The 18680-nt window shown below is 67.8% G+C and carries 18 protein-coding genes; 4 read left to right on the top strand and 14 right to left on the bottom strand.

Annotation, left to right across the window (positions count from 1 at the left end):
* Positions 1 to 32 precede the first annotated feature (32 nt).
* Together guaB and folD are read right to left on the bottom strand one after the other, a co-directional pair.
* Complete coding sequence (gene guaB, locus V7787_RS11335) at positions 33 to 1490, bottom strand: IMP dehydrogenase (protein WP_336088160.1); 1458 nt, start codon at positions 1488 to 1490, stop codon at positions 33 to 35.
* Between the two features lie 453 nt (positions 1491 to 1943).
* Positions 1944 to 2822: a bifunctional methylenetetrahydrofolate dehydrogenase/methenyltetrahydrofolate cyclohydrolase FolD gene (gene folD, locus V7787_RS11330; protein WP_336088158.1), complete on the bottom strand. Its 879-nt coding sequence runs from the start codon at positions 2820 to 2822 to the stop codon at positions 1944 to 1946.
* A 125-nt stretch (positions 2823 to 2947) separates the two neighbouring features.
* Between folD and V7787_RS11325 the strand changes: the two genes are divergently transcribed.
* Complete coding sequence (locus V7787_RS11325; RefSeq protein WP_336088156.1) at positions 2948 to 3283, top strand: DUF1244 domain-containing protein; 336 nt, start codon at positions 2948 to 2950, stop codon at positions 3281 to 3283.
* Positions 3284 to 3435: 152 nt separating this feature from the next.
* Here V7787_RS11325 and V7787_RS11320 read toward each other — a convergent pair whose 3' ends face one another.
* The gene (locus tag V7787_RS11320) at positions 3436 to 4500 is read right to left on the bottom strand and encodes a DUF2272 domain-containing protein (protein WP_336088154.1); all 1065 of its coding nucleotides are present in this window, start codon (positions 4498 to 4500) and stop codon (positions 3436 to 3438) included.
* 270 nt (positions 4501 to 4770) lie between these two features.
* Between V7787_RS11320 and V7787_RS11315 the strand changes: the two genes are divergently transcribed.
* Both V7787_RS11315 and V7787_RS11310 read left to right on the top strand, forming a co-directional pair.
* Positions 4771 to 5550 (top strand): alpha/beta hydrolase, encoded by a 780-nt coding sequence (locus V7787_RS11315; RefSeq protein ID WP_336088152.1) that lies wholly within the window; start codon positions 4771 to 4773, stop codon positions 5548 to 5550.
* Between the two features lie 79 nt (positions 5551 to 5629).
* On the top strand, positions 5630 to 5998 hold the full coding sequence (locus tag V7787_RS11310; protein WP_336088150.1) for a RidA family protein: 369 nt from the start codon (positions 5630 to 5632) through the stop codon (positions 5996 to 5998).
* A gap of 100 nt (positions 5999 to 6098) precedes the next feature.
* On the opposite strand, the gene aroQ is transcribed toward V7787_RS11310, so the two are convergent.
* The 11 genes from aroQ to ndk form a co-directional block, all read right to left on the bottom strand.
* Positions 6099 to 6644 (bottom strand): gamma subclass chorismate mutase AroQ, encoded by a 546-nt coding sequence (gene aroQ, locus V7787_RS11305; RefSeq protein WP_336088148.1) that lies wholly within the window; start codon positions 6642 to 6644, stop codon positions 6099 to 6101.
* A gap of 73 nt (positions 6645 to 6717) precedes the next feature.
* On the bottom strand, positions 6718 to 7854 hold the full coding sequence (gene moeB, locus V7787_RS11300) for a molybdopterin-synthase adenylyltransferase MoeB (protein WP_336088146.1): 1137 nt from the start codon (positions 7852 to 7854) through the stop codon (positions 6718 to 6720).
* Positions 7855 to 8038: 184 nt separating this feature from the next.
* Positions 8039 to 9259, bottom strand: coding sequence for a molybdopterin molybdotransferase MoeA (locus tag V7787_RS11295; protein WP_336088144.1), 1221 nt, complete (start codon positions 9257 to 9259; stop codon positions 8039 to 8041).
* Between the two features lie 37 nt (positions 9260 to 9296).
* Positions 9297 to 9917 (bottom strand): molybdenum cofactor guanylyltransferase, encoded by a 621-nt coding sequence (gene mobA, locus V7787_RS11290; RefSeq protein ID WP_336088142.1) that lies wholly within the window; start codon positions 9915 to 9917, stop codon positions 9297 to 9299.
* A gap of 407 nt (positions 9918 to 10324) precedes the next feature.
* Positions 10325 to 11725, bottom strand: a complete 1401-nt coding sequence (gene der / locus V7787_RS11285) for a ribosome biogenesis GTPase Der (RefSeq protein WP_336088140.1) — start codon at positions 11723 to 11725, stop codon at positions 10325 to 10327.
* Between the two features lie 429 nt (positions 11726 to 12154).
* Positions 12155 to 13399, bottom strand: coding sequence for an outer membrane protein assembly factor BamB (gene bamB, locus V7787_RS11280; protein WP_336088137.1), 1245 nt, complete (start codon positions 13397 to 13399; stop codon positions 12155 to 12157).
* On the bottom strand, positions 13399 to 14028 hold the full coding sequence (locus V7787_RS11275) for a YfgM family protein (protein ID WP_336088135.1): 630 nt from the start codon (positions 14026 to 14028) through the stop codon (positions 13399 to 13401). Before V7787_RS11275 ends, bamB begins: the two co-directional genes overlap by 1 nt.
* A 135-nt stretch (positions 14029 to 14163) precedes the next feature.
* Positions 14164 to 14988 (bottom strand): RodZ domain-containing protein, encoded by an 825-nt coding sequence (locus tag V7787_RS11270; protein ID WP_336088133.1) that lies wholly within the window; start codon positions 14986 to 14988, stop codon positions 14164 to 14166.
* Entirely contained in the window at positions 14988 to 15839 is an 852-nt protein-coding gene (gene pilW / locus V7787_RS11265) for a type IV pilus biogenesis/stability protein PilW (protein WP_336088130.1), read from the bottom strand. Before pilW ends, V7787_RS11270 begins: the two co-directional genes overlap by 1 nt.
* Positions 15826 to 17004 (bottom strand): 23S rRNA (adenine(2503)-C(2))-methyltransferase RlmN, encoded by a 1179-nt coding sequence (rlmN, locus tag V7787_RS11260; protein WP_336088319.1) that lies wholly within the window; start codon positions 17002 to 17004, stop codon positions 15826 to 15828. Before rlmN ends, pilW begins: the two co-directional genes overlap by 14 nt.
* A gap of 156 nt (positions 17005 to 17160) precedes the next feature.
* Positions 17161 to 17586 (bottom strand): nucleoside-diphosphate kinase, encoded by a 426-nt coding sequence (gene ndk / locus V7787_RS11255; protein WP_055906769.1) that lies wholly within the window; start codon positions 17584 to 17586, stop codon positions 17161 to 17163.
* Positions 17587 to 18014: 428 nt separating this feature from the next.
* Between ndk and V7787_RS11250 the strand changes: the two genes are divergently transcribed.
* Positions 18015 to 18635 (top strand): TetR/AcrR family transcriptional regulator, encoded by a 621-nt coding sequence (locus tag V7787_RS11250; protein WP_336088125.1) that lies wholly within the window; start codon positions 18015 to 18017, stop codon positions 18633 to 18635.
* The last annotated feature ends 45 nt before the right edge of the window (positions 18636 to 18680 follow it).

Genomic DNA, 18680 nt, shown 5'->3' with positions numbered 1-18680 from the left:
GGGAAACCTGCGTTTCCCTTCTTGGATCACGATCAACCGGCCCGATAGTTCGGCGGTTCCTTGGTGATCTGCACATCGTGCACGTGGCTCTCGCGCGCGCCGGCGTTGGTGATGCGCACGAAGCTGGGCTTCTTGCGCATGTCCTCGATGGTCGCGCAGCCGACGTAACCCATGGTCGCGCGCAGGCCGCCGGCGAGCTGGTGGACCACGCCACCGAGCGAGCCGCGGTACGGCACTCGGCCTTCGATGCCTTCGGGCACCAGCTTGTCGGCGTCGGAGGCATCCTGGAAATAGCGGTCCTTGGAGCCCTGCTCCATCGCGCCCAGGCTGCCCATGCCGCGGTAGCTCTTGTAGCTGCGGCCCTGGAACAGTTCGATTTCGCCCGGCGCTTCCTCGGTGCCGGCGAACAAGCCGCCGACCATCACCGTCGACGCGCCGGCGACCAGCGCCTTGCCGATATCGCCGGAGTAGCGGATGCCGCCGTCGGCGATCAGCGGGATGCGGTCCTGCAACGCTTCGGCGACCATCGCCACCGCGGTCACCTGCGGCACGCCGACGCCGGCGACCACGCGGGTGGTGCAGATCGAACCCGGACCCACGCCGACCTTGACCGCGTCCGCACCGTGATCCATCAATGCCAACGCCGCATCGCCGGTGACGATGTTGCCGCCGATCACCTGCAACTGCGGGAAGTTCTTCTTGACCCAGCGGACCCGGTCGAGCACGCCCTGCGAATGGCCGTGGGCGGTATCGACCACGATCACGTCCACGCCGGCCGCGGCCAGCGCTTCCACGCGCGCCTCGGTATCGCCGCCGACGCCGACCGCCGCGCCCACCAGCAAGCGCTCGGCGCTGTCCTTGGCGGCGTTGGGGTTGTCGGATTTCTTCTGGATGTCCTTGACCGTGATCAGACCGCGCAGCTCGAAGCCGTCGTTGACCACCAGGACTTTTTCGATCCGGTGCTTGTGCAGCAACTGCAGCACTTCGTCGTCGCCGGCGCCTTCGCGCACCGTCACCAGGCGGTCGCGCTTGGTCATGATGTGGCGGACCGGATCGTCGAGCTTGGTTTCAAAGCGCATGTCGCGGCTGGTGACGATGCCGACCAGCTGACCGCCGTCGACCACCGGCACGCCGGAGATGTTGCGCGCGCGGGTCAGCTTGAGCACTTCGCCGATGGTGGTTTCCGGCCCCACCGTGAACGGTTCGCGGATCACCCCGGCCTCGAATTTCTTGACCTTGGCGACCTGCGCGGCCTGGGCTTCCAGGCTCATGTTCTTGTGCAGGATGCTGATGCCGCCGAGCTGTGCCAACGCGATCGCGAGGCGGGCTTCGCTGACGGTGTCCATCGCCGCCGACAGAATCGGCAGACGGATCGACAGGTCGCGGGTCAGGCGGGTGGAGAGGTTTACGTCCTTAGGCAGGACATTCGAATGCGCGGGGACGAGAGAGACATCGTCGTAAGTAAGCGCTTCAGCCTGGATGCGCAGCATGGGCGGGCCCGGGAGGATGAAGCGCGCCATTCTAACCCGAACCGGGGGTCCGGCGCTGGTTTTGTGGGCGGAAAGGGGCGTTCTGTTTGCGGCTGGGCCGGGGCTATTAAGCCGGGCTTTGGGTGGGGCTGGAGCCGCTGGGGCCGCTGACGCTGTTGTGGCGGGTCGGCGGTTGCCGGTGCTGGTGCCGGTTGCAGCTGTGGCGGCCGTGACTCTGTGGCTGCGGCCGCGGCGAGTCGCACCGCTTTTTCGCTCGTCATTCCCGCGAACGCGGGAATCCAGGGCCTTTCGTGCGAGAACCCTTGAAGTCACTGGATTCCCGCGTTCGCGGGAATGACGGACTGGAGGGATGGCGCTAAAGGCTCTGGATTCCCGCCTTCGCGGGAATGACGAGCAAAAATTCGCGGGAACAACGAGCAAAAACGGGGCGATGCGTCCCGGCCCCGACCCGACTCAGCCCCGATCCGACGCCTCAGCCGCTTCCAGCGTGTTCTGCATCAACGTAGCTACCGTCATCGGCCCCACCCCGCCCGGCACCGGGGTAATCCAGCTGGCGCGCTGGGCGGCGGCTTCGAAGCCGATATCGCCGACCAGGCGGCCGTCGTCGAGGCGGTTGATCCCCACATCGATCACCACCGAGCCCGGCTTGACCCATTCGCCCGGAATCAGGCCCGGCCGGCCGGCGGCCACCACCAGGATGTCGGCGCCGCGGACCGAGGCTTCCAGCACCGCCGGCGGGGTGAATTTATGGCAACTGGTGACGGTGCAGCCGGCGATCAGCAGTTCCAGCGCCATCGGCCGGCCGACGTGGTTGCTGACCCCGACGATGGTCGCGCTCTGCCCGCGCACCGGCCGGTCGGTGTAGCCCAGCAAGGTGGTGATGCCGCGCGGCGTGCACGGCCGCAGGCCGAACTGGCGCAGCATCAGGTGGCCGACGTTCTCCGGATGGAAGCCGTCGACGTCCTTGCGCGGGTCGATCCGGTGGATCAGCGCGGTGGCGTCGCGCCGGTCCGGCAGCGGCAGCTGCACCAGGATGCCGTGGACCTCGGGGTCGGCGTTGAGCCGGTCGATCAGGGCCAGCAATTGCTCGTCGTTGGTGTCGGCCGGCAAGTCGTAGTCGATCGCGCGGATCCCGACCTTCTGCGCGGCGCGGCGCTTGTTGCGCACGTAGACGCTGGAGGCCGGATCGTTGCCGACCAGCACCACCGCCAGCCCGGGCCGCGACCGGCCGGAGCCGACCCGCGCATCGACCTGAGCCTTGAGGTTATCGAGCAGGTCTTCGGCGATGCGTTTGCCGTCGAGGATGCGGGCCGGGTGCGATGCGGACGTCATGCGGGGTCGAGGGCTCTGCGGTAGAGTCGGGGCCGCGCATTATCGCCCATTCTTCCGCGCGAATTCGCCCATTGTCGCGGGCGGATCCGCCGATTCCCCCTTCCCGTCGCAGTGCGAGCCCCGCCATGAGCCACCCCACCCCGCCCGCCGAACACGCCCCGCTGGACCACGAAACCACCGCCATCGAGGCCGCCGCGTTCCGCCGCCTGCTCGCCCACCTGATGCACGAGCGCCGCGACGTGCAGAACATCGACCTGATGATCCTGGCCGGCTTCTGCCGCAACTGCCTGGCCGACTGGTACCGCGAAGCCGCCGAAGGCCGCGGCATCGCCATGACCAAGGACGAAGCCCGCGAAGCGGTCTACGGCATGCCTTTCGGCGAATGGAAGGCGCAGTTCCAGAAAGACGCCACGCCGGAGCAGTTGGCCGCGTTCGAAGCCGCGCAGAAGCGGCACGGCTGAGCCCCCACCGTCATTCCGGCGAAAGCCGGAACCCATTTTGATCTTGCTCTTACTCGCAACTCCCAACCGCAACAACAACGTCAAAATGGGTTCCGGCTTTCGCCGGAATGACGGTGGTGAGGGGGATTCGGGTTCTCGGCCGATCGCCCCGCTCAGTTCTGCAACGGCGCCGGCTGCGGCTGCAACGTCGGCGCATTCGGATTCGGGCAGCGCGGCACGCCCGAGCCGACCACGCACTGCACGCAGCAGCCCGACGGCTGCTGCGACGCCGGCGCCTGCTGCGGCGCGAACAGCGGAATCGCCGGCGCCAGCTGGGCCAGCGAGGCCTCGGGCTTGAGCTTGAGCAGCACCGCCCAGTCGAGCTTGTTCATATCGCAGGCCGAGGCGGTATCCGGCGAACACTCCACCTGGGTCTCGCTGCGCATCGCCAGCGGCCAGAATTGGTTGTTGCGGTTGACCGGCATCAACCGCATCGTCGCGCCCTGCTGCACGTTGCCGCCGATCAAATACGCCTTGCCGTCGTTGCCGGGATTGACCGCGACGACGATGTCGCAATGCATGTTGAGCCCGCCGCTGCCGCCGTCGAGCGCGGCCATCAGGCCCTGAAAGCCATAGACCCGATTGCTGGAACGCACCGCGCACAGCAAATCGCCCGGCGCGGCGGCGGAGCTGGCCGGGTCCAGGTACAGAAACGGGCTCTGATCCTGTCCGCGGTACGCGTCGCGCACGTAGTCGTAATGGCTGGCCGACGGCCGGAAGCCCGGCACGCCGGCCTTCATCATCACGTAGGACACGAACGCCGCCGACCACGGGTTGTCGATCAGGAACGCGCGGCACGCCACCGTCGAATAGCCGCTGCCGTAGGGATCGAAACACTGATCGGCGCCGGCGAACCCGCTCATGCGCTGCAACAGGCCGGTGTCGCGCCAGTACGAGGCGACGCGGCGCCAGGTTTCGGTGGTGCCGTCTTCCAGCCGCGCGGTCTCCGCTTCGCTAAGCGTGGCGCTGGCCAACCGGCCCTGGGTGTCGATGAAGGGCCGGAACCATTGCAGGTTTTCCTGGCACGCGGCCGCGGCCACCCGGGTCGCGGTATCGGCCGCCGCGCCCTGCGCGCGCAAGGCCGGGCACGCATCGGCGGCGCGCGCGCTGGAGAACGGCGCGGCCAGCGCGGACAACGCGGCCAGAATCGGCAAAACCAGGGCGAACTTGTGCGACATCGTCGATCTCCGCAAGGGCGATGCGTCGCGACGCGCGCGAACGCAGGGTTGCTCGGCAGGACTTCGGACAAGCCGCCTCGGCCAGCCTAGCCATTGTCCGTGCAAGTCGCGTGATAGCGCGAGCGCGATCGACGCCGCGCTGGCGGGCATCGGCGCGGCGGGGTATCGTCGCAGTCATCGCACACCGCTCCGGCGGCCGCTTGCGGCCGCCCACGGTGGGTCCCACGTTCCGCTAGGAAGGCTCCCGCATCGATGGCACGCAACCCCCGCATGCTCCACTCCCTCGCCGCGATCGCCGGCGTGGCCGCCGCCGGATATCTCAGCATCTGCGGCTGGATGTATTTCAAGCAACGCGAGTTGATGTACTTCCCGCAAAACACCCGCCTGGGTTCGGACATGACCGACTACACGGTCGAGCGCGGCGACATCGTGCTGCGCGGTTGGCGCCTGAACACCGGACGCGAGAAAGCCCTGATCTATTTCGGCGGCAACGCCGAACGCATCGAGAACATGCGCGAAACCCTGGCGCAGTGGTTCCCCGATCGCACCATCTACCTGCTGTCCTACCGCGGCTTCGGCGCCAGCGACGGCGCGCCCGAGGAAACGGCCTTGTTCGCCGACGCGCTGGCGATCTTCGATCAGGTCGCGCGCGAGCACCCGCAGCAACCGGTGGCGGTGATCGGCCGCAGCCTGGGCAGCGGCGTGGCCAGCTATGTCGCCGGCAAGCGGCCGGTGCAGCGCCTGGCCCTGGTGACGCCGTTCGACAGCCTCAGCGAAACCGCGCAAGCGCATTACCGCTGGCTGCCGACCCGTTGGCTGGTGCGCGACCGCTACGACTCCATCGCCAACCTGCGCGGCTATTTCGGCCCGATCCTGGTGGTGCGCGCGACCGCCGACGACGTGATCCCGCCGGCCAACACCAGCCGTCTGATCCATTCGCTGCAAACCCGCCCGCAGGGCGTGGACGTGGTCCAGCTGAAAGGCGCGGACCATCACAACATCGCCCTGTATCCGGAGTACGGTCAGGCGTTGAAGGAGTTCATCGATTGATCGAAACGGCGCGCGGAGGCCGGCCTAGTCCGCCGGTTCCGCCCGCTCCCTGTCGTTTCACAACCACGAAGGCGCGACCATGGAACGCAACGCGATCCAGCCCACCCAAGTTTCGTATGCACAAGCGCACGAGATCAGCGGTTTTCAGCGCTTGTTGTTCATCAGCGGCCAATTGCCCCAGTGCGAGAAATGCGTGCTGCCCAAGGATTTCGACAGCCAGTGCCGACGCGCCTGGGCCAATGTCGAGAATCAGCTCAAGCAGGCCGGCATGGATTTCAGCAATCTGGTCAAGGTCACCACGTATCTCACCGAGCGCCGGCTGCGCCAGCGCAATTATGAGATCCGCCACGAAATTCTCGGCGAACACACGCCGGCGCTGACGGTGATCATCGCCGACCTGTACGAGGAAGGCTGGATGGTCGAGATCGAGGCGGTCGCGGCGGCTTGAATCCGGCAGGGATTCGAAAAAGCTGAGCGAAGGCGTGCGGCTCGATGAGCGCGCGCCAGCGGGATTCGACGGACCGTCGTCGAATCCCGAATTTCGACCTTCAAGGCATCCGGCACAAATCGCCGAACGCGCGCGCCAGCGCGACCCGATGCAGCTCATCGAGCCGATGCCGCCGCGCGGCCCGTTGCTGCGCTTCCTGCGCGCGCAGCGTGCAACCCGCGCCTCGCGCCTCGGACCAGGCCGGCGCCAAGGTGTCCAGCAATTCGGCGTTGATGCCGTCCAGACGTTTGCGCACCGCGTCCAGATCGACCGCCTGAGCGGCGCCGCGCCTGCGCGAGGGCTGCGCGAGCAAACGGTACTGCACCAATTTGTTCGCCTCGATCTGCGCCTTGAAGAACGCCGTCGCCTGCTCGCGCGCCAGGCCCAACGCGGTCGCCCGGGCACCGAGCAGTTCGAGTTGCGATTGTTCGCGCGCCGCGTCTTCGACCGGCTTGCCGGATTCGCGTTTGCTCGCCGCGACGGTGTCGGCCAACAACACCCGTTGCGCGCTGAGCTCGGCCAGACGCGTCATCGCCGGTGAGGACTGCGCGTCGGCGCCATCGCGCGCCGATGCGGCAGAGGCGAACAAACCCGCCACGGCAAGCACGACAGGGCCTGCGACTCGAAGGCGCGAGCGGGCGCGCAGGCCAGCAACCGAACGATCCGGAGAATTAGTCATTTCATTGCGTCGCACAGAACGCGTGATAGTCGATGTAACCGGGAAACTCGCGCCCCGCCGCGCACACTGGGCACTGCGGATCGGGGCGCAAGCGGGTCTCGCGGAAGCGCATGCCCAACGCGTCGAAATTCAGCAAACGTCCGGCCAGCGATTCGCCGAGCCCGAGGATCAACTTGACCACCTCGGTGGCCTGGATCAGCCCGACCACACCCGGCAACACCCCGAGCACGCCGGCCTCGGCGCAATTGGGCGCGGCCTCCGGCGGCGGCGGCTCCGGGAACAGGCAGCGATAGCACGGACACGCGCCGCGATGGCGGCCGGCGTCGAACACGCTGACCTGCCCTTCGAAGCGGTGGATCGCGCCGTACACCAGCGGCTTGGCCAGCTTCACGCAAGCGTCGTTGAGCAGATAGCGCACCGGAAAATTATCCGCGCCGTCGAACACCACGTCGGCGTCGGCGATCAGACGCTCGACGTTGTCCGAGGAAATGCGTTCGGCGAAGGTCTCCACCCGCACCCGTGGATTCAACGCGCTCAGCGCGATCCGCGCCGACTCGACCTTGGCCATGCCGATGCGCTCTTCGCTGTGCAGGATCTGCCGCTGCAGGTTGCTGCGGTCGACCACATCGTCGTCGGCCAGCACCAGGGTGCCGATGCCGGCGGCGGCCAGATAGAACGCCGCCGGCGATCCCAGGCCGCCGGCGCCGACCATCGCCACCCGCGCCGCGCGCAGCTTGCGCTGGCCGGCTTCGCCGACTTCGGGCAGGCGCAGGTGGCGCGAATAGCGGTCGTAGAAATCGCGTTCCTCATCGGATTGCTCCGGCACCGCCATCGGCAGGCCTTCGGCGAGCCAGCGCGTAGTGCCGCCGTCGACCGAAGCCACCCGCAGGTAACCGGCCTGGATCAGCGTCTGCGCGGCGCGCAGCGAACGCGCGCCGGATTGGCAGATCAGCACGATCTCGGCGGCGGGATCGGGCAGGCTCGCGCGCGGATCGGCTTCCAGCGCGTCCTTGGCCACGCCCACGGCGTCTTCGGCATGGCCGGCGGCGCGTTCGTGCGCCTCGCGCACATCCACCAGGACCGCGCCGGCTTGCTGGCGCTGGCGGGCCTGCGCGGGGGAAATTCGTTCGATGCTCATGGGGCGATTATCGCCTGTCGTGGCGGCGCTGGCGGGTGAGAGACGCGATGCTGTGTTGCGTCGCGAGGGCCCTCAGCCCACCCCTTTCCAGCAAGTGGCAGAAGCAGCCGCTTGCGCCGACACTTGAAGCCCTCTCCCGCTTGCGGGAGAAGGTTGGGTGAGGGCCGCAGCCCCACCACCGGGTTCACCCCAACGCGTAAGGCAACACCTCCATCACCGCCCCCTCCTGCAACCGCTGCGGCCCTTCCGCCACCACCATCAACGCATCCGAATCCGCCGCCGCGCGCAGCCGATGCGAAGCCGTCGCCGGATTGGGATCGACCCACAACACCCCGTCCTCGCCGCTGCGCAAACGCGCGCGGATGAACTCGCGGCGCGGATGGGTCTTTTCGATCGAACCGACCAGACGCGCGCGCAGCACCGTGCGCGGCTCGGCGCGCCCCTGCAGACCATCGATCAAGGCCCGACCGAAGCTCAGGTACGTCGCCATCACCGACACCGGATTGCCGGGCAATCCCAGAAACCGGGCCTGATCCATGCTGGCGAACAGCAACGGCATGCCCGGGCGCATCTTCACCTTCCAGAAATGAGTGCGGCCGAACTCGCGCAGCACCGCCGGGATGTAGTCCTTTTCGCCGGCCGAGACCGCGCCGCAGGTGAACACCAGATCGAAGGCGCAGGCCGCGTCGCGCAAGGCGATCTCGACTTGCCTGGGATCGTCGGGCAGGCGCGGCCAGGCGGTCGGTTCCAGCCCGTCGGCGCGCAGCAATCCCATCAGCAGGTCGCGGTTGCTGTCGTAGATCTGCCCGGGCGCCAAAGGCATGCCCGGCTCGACCAGTTCATCGCCGCTGGTGAACACCGCCACCGTCGGCCGCCGCCGCACGCTCAGACTCGACAAACCCAACGACGCCGCCAGCGACACCCGCGCCGGCGTCAGCACCTGCCCGGCCTGCAGCACCCGCTCGCCCTCGCGCACGTCCTCGGCCGCATAACGCACGTTCTGCCCGCGCGCGAGCATCGGCACGACGACCCGGTCGCCGTCCACGCGCACGTTCTCCTTGATCGCGACCGTATCGGCGCCGGCCGGCATCGCCGCGCCGGTGGTGATGCGCACGCATTGGCCCGCGCCCAGGCTCATGCCCGCCGACAGGCCGGCGAACTGATCGCCGATCAGATGCAGGCCGGTTTCATCGCCGTCCAGATCGGCATGACGCAAGGCGAAACCGTCCATCGCGCTGTTGTCGAACGGCGGCAACGACAGCGGCGCGTCCACGTCTTGGGCTAGCACCCGTCCATGCGTCCGCGACAGCGCGAGAGACTCGGAGTCCAGGCGATGCTCGGCGGCGACCTGGGCGACGATCGCCATCGCTTGGTCGAACAGCAAACCGGTCGGGAAATCGTTCATCGGGTTTCGCTCCGCGGCCGCGCGCTGCGCGGTTTGTTCAAAGGTCTTCGCCAGCGACGAAACCGGCTTCGGCCAGATCGTCGGGCGTATTGAGATTGCCCAAGCGTAGGCCATCCAGGCGCAGGCCGGCCATCGCCAGCTCTGCCTGCAATTCGCGCACCGCCAGGCGGCGCTGGGCGAACGCTTGCTTCAACGCGATGCGCAGCGGCGCCACCGGCCATAGCGCGAACAGCGGTTGCACGCCGTCGTCGTCGATGACGTAAGCGCCCTGCCCGTTCTGTGCCGCGGCCAAGGCCGGCAGCAGACTCGCGTCCGGGTTCACCGCATCCACCGGCACGGTGAACAGCCAAGGCGTCGCGCAAGCCTCGCTGAGCGCGTGCAGGCCGCCGAGCGGGCCGCAATCGGGTATCGCGTCGCCGAGCGCGCGCAGGCCGACCGCGGCGTAACGCTCGGGGTCGCGGTTGGCGCTGACCCAGGTCTGCGCGACCTGCGGCGCGTACAAGCGCGCCAGGCGTTGCACTTGCGCCTCGCCATCGCGCCGCAGCCACGCCTTGTCGAGCCCGCCCAAACGGCTGGCGCGACCGCCGGCGAGCAGGCCGAGGCTGAGATCGGAGGCGGCGATGGGCATGCGCGAGCGGGTAGCCGAGGGAAGCGACATTGTGCGCGCTTCGGGGTGCAGCTGAGCGGCCGATGGCCCAGGCGCGACGCGTTTGGCTCAGCGACGCGGCCGCGAATCGATAGTGGCGGGCGCACCCCAGCGTCAGAGCGCGCGCAAAGCAAAATGGGTTCCGGCTTTCGCCGGAATGACGGTGAGGGGCGTGTCGCTCCAAACACCGTCATTCCGGCGAAAGCCGGAACCCATTTTGATCTTGCTGCAACTTCGACGTTCCCCGGACCGCCATCGCGATCGTGAGAATCGGAGCAACCTCAAGCCCCAATCCCGTCATTCCGGCCCGCCCTCCACCGTCATTCCGGCGCGGCCCTCCACCGTCATTCCGGCGAAAGCCGGAATCCATTTTGACTTTTACGCCATCCAGGCTGCCAACCAGCCCAGCAACTCCGCGCTTACTTACCGCGCTTGACGTGCCGAATCAGCCGCTTCTTCTTCGCCACCTGCCGCTCGGTCAGCACGTTCTTCTTGCCTTCGTACGGGTTGCTGCCTTCCTTGAACACGAACCGCACCGGCGTGCCGACCAGCTTGAAGCGCTTGCGGAAGAAGTTTTCCAGATAGCGCTTGTAGCTGTCGCTGAGCGAACGCAAGCGGGTGCCGTGGACCACGAAGGTCGGCGGATTGACCCCGGCCGGATGGGCGAAGCGCAGCTTGGGCACGTGCCCGCGCACCACCGGCGGCGGGTTGGTTTCGTAGGCGATTTCCATCGCCTTGGTGACTTCGCTGGTGCCGATCTCGGTGGTCGCCGAGGCGTGCGCGCGATGGATCGCGGCGAACAACTCACGCAGGCCCGAGCCGTGCTTGGCGCTGATCCGCACCGGTTCGGCCCATTCGACGAAAGCCAGCTTGCGCCGCAGCAGGTTTTCGGTCTGCTGGCGCTGATATTCGGTCTGCCCGTCCCACTTGTTGACCGCCACCACCAGGGCGCGGCCGGAATCGAGCGCGTAGCCGAGCACGCTGGCGTCCTGGTCGGTGACGCCTTCGCCGGCGTCGAGCATGACCACCGCGACCTGGCACTGCTCGATCGCCTGCAGGGTCTTGATGATCGAGAACTTCTCGACCGCTTCCTCGACCTTGGACTTGCGCCGCACGCCGGCGGTATCGACCAGCCGGTACAGGCGGCCGTCGCGTTCCATGTCGATGGCGACCGAGTCGCGGGTGGTGCCCGGCACGTCGGACGCGATCATCCGCTCCTCGCCGAGCAAGCGATTGACCAGGGTCGACTTGCCCACGTTCGGGCGGCCGATGAAGGCCACGCGCACGCGGTTGGGATCGTTGTCCAGCTCGGCGGTGCTGCCCTGTTCGGGCAGGCGCGCGAACACTTCGGCCAGCAATTCGTCGATGCCCTGACGGTGCGCCGAGGACACCGCGATCGCGTCGCGGATGCCGTAGCGGGCGAAATCGTTGATCGCCGCGCGCGCGTCGATGCCGTCGGTCTTGTTGACCACCAGCAAGGTCGGCCGCGCGGTCTTGCGCAACCACGACAGGATGTCGTCGTCCAGGGCCGAAGCGCCTTCGCGGCCGTCGACCACGAACAACACCAGATCGGCTTCTTCGGCGGCGGCGCGCGCCTGGCGCGCGGTCGCGCCGGCCAGGCCCAGGTCCTCGCCGGCGATGCCGCCGGTGTCCACGACCGCGAACGGGCGCTGGCCCTCGGGCCGGCAAACACCGTAATGACGGTCGCGGGTGACGCCCGGCTCATCGTGAACGAGCGCGTCGCGGGTGCGCGTGAGCGCGTTGAACAAGGTGGATTTTCCGACGTTGGGGCGGCCAACGAGGGCGACTAGGGGCAGCATGTGTGTGGAGCCGGAATTGGGGAATTAAGGAATCGGGAACTGAAGGTGCGCGGCCGTGGGCGGCGGCGTCGGCCTTCGGGTCCCGGCGAAACGGCTTGATTCGGGCTGTTTCGAGCCAGCCTCATCGGGCCGGGCGCGGCGAAACAGGCCGCCATAGTGCCAGAGCGGGCGCGAAGACGCTTTCGCGGGCGCCGCTGGCGGGTTTTGAGGCCGGGCCCGGAAGCTCCGCGGCGGCCTGAAGCTACCGACGTGCCCGACTGGCCGGAACCCGCCGACACCGCTAAAGCGAACGGCCCGGAACGGCTGAGAGCCGCCCGGGCCGCGAACATCGAGGACAGCGGAGTCGAAAACCGAACCGGAACCCGCGCGCCAACCTACCCGCGCCGTACCACCCGATCCCTGCTCCCTACTCCCGCTGCATTCCCCGCTTTACTGCAACTTGAACGCCGTGACCTCGCCCTTGACGTTCTGCACGATCAGCAGCCCGTCGGCGACCACCGGAGCGGCCTTCAGCGGCTTGCCGCCGGCGCGTGCGCGCGCGGCGAATTCGCCGGTCTCCAGCTTCATCCAGTGCAGGTAGCCGTCGAAATCGCCGACCACCGCGTAATCGCCGTGGATCGCAGCGCCGGTCAGGTTGCGACGCGCCAGCGAGGGCTGCGACCACAGGGCGCTGCCGCCGTTCTTGTCCAGACCGTAGACGGTGCCGCCCGGATCGCTGACCACCACCTTGTCGGCGCTGACGCCCAGACGGCCGACGCCGCCGTGCTCGCTCGACCACATCGGACGGCCGCTGGGCGCGTCGATGGCGACGGTGTGCTTCTTGAAGCTGGTCGCGTACAGGGTGGTGCCTTCCAGCACCGGCGTGCCGTCGACATCGGCCATGCGGTCGAGTTCGCTGCGGCCCTCAGGCTGCGAGACCGCCTGATCCCAGGTGCTGCGACCGTCGCTGGCGCCGAGCGCGCTGACCGTGCCGTCGTCGTTGCCGACGAACACATAACCCGGGCCCAGCGTCGGCGAACCGTTGCCGCGCGCCGACAGCATCGGCACTTCGTGGTTCCAGAACCAGCGGCGCTCGCCGCTGGCGGCGTCGAACGCGGTCACCCGGCCGTCGTTGGAGCGCACGAACACCATGCCCAGGCCGATGCTCGGCGCGGAGATGACTTCGTTGGTGACCTTGGCGGTCCACTTCTGCGCGCCCGTGGCCGCGTCGAGCGCGATCACTTCGCCGTCCAGGCCGCCGACCACGACCAGGCCGTCGCCCGCGCCGGGGCCGCCGGACAGGCGGATCTCTTTGTCTTTCTTCTCGCGGTCTTTCTTGTCCTTACGGGTCGGCACGAAGTGCCAGACTTCCTTGCCGGTCTGCAGATCGTAGGCATGCACGCCGCCCTTGATCGCCGCCGCGTACACCCGGCCGTCGGCGACCGCCGGGCCCTGGCCCACGCCGATCCGGTCCTCGCCCTTGCCGACGTTGACCGACCAGACCTTGTCGACCTTGACGCTGGCGGTGAAGTCGGTGAGTTCGGTCGGCTCGTTGGGCTTGCCGTCGTCCTTCTTCTTGCCGCCGAACCAGCCCTTGACGGTGGAGCAGCCGCTCAGTGCGAACACGCACAACACGGCAGCGGCGATAGCGCGAACGGCCGCGCCGCCGGTGGACATCTTCTGGGCTTGGATCATTAAGACTTGGCCTCGGGCTTGACCGGCGTGCCGCCGGCTTCGGTGAGCTTGAGTTCGAGCAGACGGCGGCGCGGCGAGGCTTCATCGAGCTTGCCGAGCGCGGCGCTGTATTCGGTGCGGGCCAGATCGGCCTTGCCGAGCGCGAATTGCGCGTCGCCGCGCACTTCGATCGCCAGCGGCGACACCGACTTGGCCAGCAGCTTGACCGCATCGGCCGGCTTCTTGGCGTCGATCAGCAGGCGCGCCAGACGCTGGTTGACGATATCGGCCATCGCCGCGTCGTCGGTCTTGATGCCCTGCAAGGTGGCGATGGCGGCGTCGCGCTGATCGGATTCGACCTGCGACTTGGCCAGTTCCAGCGCCGCCAGGGTCTGGTACATGCCGGCCGGCAGCGCCTTGACCTTGGCCGCGGCGGCCTTGTCCTTGGCCCCGACCGCGTCGACCGCGGCCTGGAACTCGGACGCGGCCTTGCCGTGTTGTTCGAGTTGGTGGTTGCCCCACCACTTCCAGCCGCCGATCGCGGCCAGGCCCAGGGCGATGCCGCCGATCAGGCCGGCGCCGTTGGCGCGCAGCCAGGACAGTACGCGTTCGCTTTGTTCGTGTTCGTCGAGCAGATCGTCAATCGCCATGATGCGCCGTCGGTAAGCTGGCTGAACGACCCGCCGCCGCGCGGACGCGGAGGAATGGGCCGTAATGGACCGGCCCGATGCCGCAGGTCATGCAGCGCCGGGCTGGTGAAGGTGTTCGCGGACCCGCGACGCGGGTCAGTCGGAGACCGGCGCGAGGGAACCGTCAGAGGATAGCGTAAAGCGCGCGACGTTCGCGCGGCTGAACGGCGCCAGATCGACCGATTGGCCGGCGTTGCTGACTTCGACCGCGGAGGTGTTGCCCAGACGCACGCTGGCGACGTCGCCGGGGTTGTAGCTGCGCTCCTGGCCTGCGCCGAGGATGCCTTCTTCGAGCTTGGCGCCGTCGCTGCCGACGATCTGCACCCAGCTGTCGCCGCTGAACTTCAAGGTCAGGGTCTTGGCCGGCTGCGCCGGCAACGGCGGCGCCATCGACGCGATCAGCGGGGTGCGCTGCGGCGCCGCGGCCGAGGGTTGCGGACCCGCGCCCGGACCGGTGGAAGCGGCTTCGGAACCGGCCGGAATCGCGGCCATGTCCAGCGACTGCACCGTGGAGTTGCTGCTCGGATGACGCGTGGCGATCCAGATCGGCACCGCGATGGCCGCGGTCATCACGATATAGACGGCCCGGCGCGTGGTTTGTTCGAACACGCGGCGGTAGCGCGGCGTGTGGGTGTGGCTGATCAGTTCCGACGGCGCGGTCGAAGCGACCGGCGTACCGCTGAGCTGGCTTTCCAGATCGATCCCGACCAGGCGCGCATAGCTGCGCAACTGGCCGCGCACGAAGACCGGCGCGCCGATGCTGGCGATGTCGTCGTTTTCCAGCGACTGGACGACGCGCGACGGCATCTTGAGCCGCGCGGCCACATCCTCGATGGACAGCCCCGCCGCCTCGCGGGCCTGTTTAAGACGCGCGCCGCAGCTTCCGCCGACCTCAGGCGCGAATTCGTTCGACTGCATCATCACTTACCGCCATCCCCCGATTCGGAGCCCTGCGCGTCAGGGAACTCCGCCCTCATTCGCTGAACGTATCTCGCGGCGGCAGCCATGTCGCCGAGTTTTTTCTCGATTTGTGACGCAGTCATCAGCGCTTCAGCTGAAATAGGCTCAATGGCTAAGCGCCGTTCAGAAAAGGCCCGTGCCTCGAACGCGTTGCCCAGACGCAGTTGCCGTTGCGCCATCGCGCTCAGCGCCATGGTGCTGGTCGGGTCGGCCGACAACGCCAGCCGCAGGTCGCGGTCGGCGCGTTCGCCCTGCCCGATCTTGTCGGCGCAGGCGCCGCTGTTGGCCAAGGCCACCGCGGGGCTGCTGTAGCCCGGATCGGCCATGGCGCGATCGAAGTAGCCCAGCGCCTCGCTGCCGCGCTGGTTGGCGCACAGCCACACGCCGTAGTTGTTGAGCGCCGCGCCGCGGGTCGGCGCCAGTTCGGCGGCCTTGCGGTAATAACCGCCGGCCTCGGCGTTCTTGCCGTCGCGCTCGGCCAGCAGCGCCAGCAGGCTGTAGGCCTCGGCCGACTTGGGATCGAACTTGAGCGCTTGCTTGAGCTCGTCGCGGGCCTTGGCCACGTCGCCGGCCTGCAACGAACGTTGCGCCGACATCACCCGCCCCATCGCCGCGCTTTCGCCGCCGGCGTTCTTGCGCTTGTCGCTGAAGTCGTAGCTCGGTCCGGTCTGCTCGAAACCTTTGCGATCCATCTTCGGCCGAATGAAGCTGAGCCGGTTGCAGGCGCTGGCGGCTACCACCACCAACACCATCAACGCCACGGCGCGAACGCCGCGGGCGAGGCCCTGCTGCGCCGGATCAAGCCGCGGCATGGCCGACACCCTTGTCGTTGCCGTCGCCGTCCAGGCCCTGGGCCTGCAATTGCTTGCGGAAGTCGGCCTGGCGGCGGGTGCGGTCCATGACCTGACCCTTGAGCTGGCCGCAGGCCGCGTCGATATCGTCGCCGCGGGTGCGCCGCACCGGCGCGATCATGCCGGCGTCGTTGAGCAGCTTCTGGAACGCGCGGATCGCCACCTCGTCCGGCCGCTCGAAGCGGGTGCCCGGGAACGGGTTGAACGGAATCAAGTTGACCTTGGCCGCGTCCTTCATCTGCACCGCATTGTCGAATTGACGCAACAACCGGACCAGCTGACGCGCGTGCGCGGGCTGATCGTTGACGCCCTTCATCAGGGTGTATTCGAAGGTGACCGAGGTGCCGCGCTTGCGCAGCGCATAGCGCACGCACGCGTCCATCAACTGCTCGATCGGATATTTCTTGTTGAGCGGCACCAGTTCGCTGCGCAGCTCATCGTTGGGCGCGTGCAGCGACACCGCCAGCGACACGTCGCTGACTTCGCCGAGCTTGTCGATCATCGGCACCATGCCGGCGGTCGACAGGGTCACGCGCTTGTTGGCCAGGCCGTAACCCAGGTCGTCGCGCATGATGCTCATCGCGCGCACGACGTTGTCGAAATTCATCAGCGGCTCGCCCATGCCCATCATCACCACGTTGGTGAGCTTGCGCTGCTGATGCGGGACGTTGCCCAGGTGACGCGCCGCGACCCAGACCTGGCCGATGATCTCGGCGGTCGACAGGTTGCGGTTGAAGCCCTGGGTCGCGGTGGAGCAGAACTGGCAGTTCAAGGCGCAGCCGACCTGCGAGGACACGCACAGGGTGCCGCGGCCCTTGTCCGGGATATACACCGCCTCGATGGCGTTCTTGGTGTCCATGCCGAGCAGCCACTTGTGGGTGCCGTCGCTGGAAGCCTTGTCGAACACGACCATCGGCGCGCGCACTTGCGCATGCGCTTCGAGCTTGGCGCGCAGCACCTTGCCCAGGTCGGTCATGTCGTTGAAATCGGTGACGTAACGGTGATGGATCCACTTCATCACCTGATGCGCGCGGTAGCGCTTCTCGCCGAGCGTCTGCTCGAAGAAATCTTCGAGTTGGACGCGGTCGAGGTCGAACAGATTGGTCTTGCCGTTATCGGGAACCACGGCGCCGAGATCGCTCGGCGCCGTGGTCTTGCCCTCGACCTGGGCGATCGGAATCCGCGCGCGCGCAACGGTGTCCGTCGTCTGCGTGTCGCCGGCGAGCGGAAGATCGTTTGCGTTGTCGCGGATGTCGTTCACTGCGGTCTCGTAACGTTCGGCTTAGCGCGCGTAGACGTCGGTGGCCGGGAAGAAGTACGCGATTTCGATCGCGGCGTTCTCCAGGCTGTCCGAACCGTGCACGGCGTTGGCGTCGATGCTGTCGGCGAAGTCGGCGCGGATGGTGCCCGGCGCGGCGTCCTTCGGATTGGTGGCGCCCATCAGATCGCGGTGTTTGAGCACGGCGTTCTCGCCCTGCAGCGCCTGGATCACCACCGGACCGCTGATCATGAATTCGACCAGGGCGGCGAAGAACGGACGCTCGCGGTGCACGGCGTAGAAACCTTCGGCTTCCTGCTTCGACAGGTGCTTCATCTTGGAAGCGACGACCTTCAGGCCGGCCTTTTCGAAACGGGTGTAGATCTCGCCGATGACGTTCTTGGCGACGGCGTCGGGCTTGATGATGGACAGGGTGCGCTCCAGCGCCATGGAAAGTCTCCGGGTAGGCGGGCCGCTTGCGGTCGGCCCTGAGAATAACAGAAAACCCGCGACGGGACGCGGGTTTAGCCGATATGGCTCCCGTAATTCTACATGTAACCACGGGCTCGCCGCCACACCCTGGATGCGACGGCACACCGGTTTGGGCAAGCCCGGGGCGGCTGCGCCGAACCGACCCGACGATCGCCGGCACACCCTCACCCGCACGAACTGCGACAGATCTCACATCGCCTGCGTCGCCCCGGCACACCAACCGACCGATCCGGTCAGGCCGGTCGGATTGACGCGCCCTCGCCTCCGGGACTAGCATCAAACAAGCGTTTGATTCATGCCGTCGCTTTAAGACCAGCGTTCACGACCCGCGCCGGGCCGCCCCGCCCGCGCAGGCCATCCCCCGCTACCGGAGTCCGCCCGTCCGCATGTCCACCACCGCACACTTCTCGACCAAGGACCGGATCCTCGGCGCCGCCGAAGAGCTGTTCGCCCAGTTCGGCTTCACCGGCACCTCGCTGCGCCAGGTCACCAGCCGCGCCGACGTCAACATCGCCGCGGTCAACTACCACTTCGGCAGCAAGGAAAACCTGGTCAACGAGGTGTTCCGCCGGCGCATGGACGAGATGACCGAGCAGCGCATGAGCGCGCTCAAGGCCGCCACCGCTCAGCATCCGGGCGAGCTGGAACCGATCCTGGCCGCGTTCGTCCAGCCGGCCCTGGCCCTGGCCCAGGACCGCAACGGCGGCGGCGCGTTCGTGCGGGTGATCGCCCGCGCCTACGCCGAAAAGAACGACAGCCTGCGCAAGTTCCTGTCCGACCACTACGGCCACGTCCTGCGCGAATTCGCCAAGGCCATCGCCGTCGCGGTGCCGGGACTGACCAAGGAAGAACTGTATTGGCGCCTGGACTTCCTGGCCGGGTCGCTGACCTACGCCATGGCCGATTTCGGCCTGATCAAGCGTCCCGCCGGTGTCACCGAAGCGGCGCATCGTGAACGCGCCGCCCGCGAACTGATCCGTTTCGCCGCCGCCGGCTTCAAGAGCTGAGCGGCGCAGGCCCGGTCCCGGCGGGGACCGGCGCCGCCGGCGTGC

Source organism: Pseudomonas sp. CGJS7 (assembly GCF_036961695.1).
Note: the sequence above shows the minus strand (reverse complement) of the source record. Positions and strands in the feature narration are given on the sequence as shown.

Excerpts from the sequence above, each read along its gene's own strand:
- guaB (WP_336088160.1), bottom strand. The coding sequence starts at position 1,490 with ATGCTGCGCATCCAGGCTGAAGCGCTTACTTACGACGATGTCTCTCTC.
- folD (WP_336088158.1), bottom strand. The coding sequence starts at position 2,822 with ATGACGTCCGCATCGCACCCGGCCCGCATCCTCGACGGCAAACGCATC.
- V7787_RS11325 (WP_336088156.1), top strand. The coding sequence starts at position 2,948 with ATGAGCCACCCCACCCCGCCCGCCGAACACGCCCCGCTGGACCACGAA.
- V7787_RS11320 (WP_336088154.1), bottom strand. The coding sequence starts at position 4,500 with ATGTCGCACAAGTTCGCCCTGGTTTTGCCGATTCTGGCCGCGTTGTCC.
- V7787_RS11315 (WP_336088152.1), top strand. The coding sequence starts at position 4,771 with ATGCTCCACTCCCTCGCCGCGATCGCCGGCGTGGCCGCCGCCGGATAT.
- V7787_RS11310 (WP_336088150.1), top strand. The coding sequence starts at position 5,630 with ATGGAACGCAACGCGATCCAGCCCACCCAAGTTTCGTATGCACAAGCG.
- moeB (WP_336088146.1), bottom strand. The coding sequence starts at position 7,854 with ATGAGCATCGAACGAATTTCCCCCGCGCAGGCCCGCCAGCGCCAGCAA.
- V7787_RS11295 (WP_336088144.1), bottom strand. The coding sequence starts at position 9,259 with ATGAACGATTTCCCGACCGGTTTGCTGTTCGACCAAGCGATGGCGATC.
- mobA (WP_336088142.1), bottom strand. The coding sequence starts at position 9,917 with ATGTCGCTTCCCTCGGCTACCCGCTCGCGCATGCCCATCGCCGCCTCC.
- der (WP_336088140.1), bottom strand. The coding sequence starts at position 11,725 with ATGCTGCCCCTAGTCGCCCTCGTTGGCCGCCCCAACGTCGGAAAATCC.
- bamB (WP_336088137.1), bottom strand. The coding sequence starts at position 13,399 with ATGATCCAAGCCCAGAAGATGTCCACCGGCGGCGCGGCCGTTCGCGCT.
- V7787_RS11275 (WP_336088135.1), bottom strand. The coding sequence starts at position 14,028 with ATGGCGATTGACGATCTGCTCGACGAACACGAACAAAGCGAACGCGTA.
- V7787_RS11270 (WP_336088133.1), bottom strand. The coding sequence starts at position 14,988 with ATGATGCAGTCGAACGAATTCGCGCCTGAGGTCGGCGGAAGCTGCGGC.
- pilW (WP_336088130.1), bottom strand. The coding sequence starts at position 15,839 with ATGCCGCGGCTTGATCCGGCGCAGCAGGGCCTCGCCCGCGGCGTTCGC.
- ndk (WP_055906769.1), bottom strand. The coding sequence starts at position 17,586 with ATGGCGCTGGAGCGCACCCTGTCCATCATCAAGCCCGACGCCGTCGCC.
- V7787_RS11250 (WP_336088125.1), top strand. The coding sequence starts at position 18,015 with ATGTCCACCACCGCACACTTCTCGACCAAGGACCGGATCCTCGGCGCC.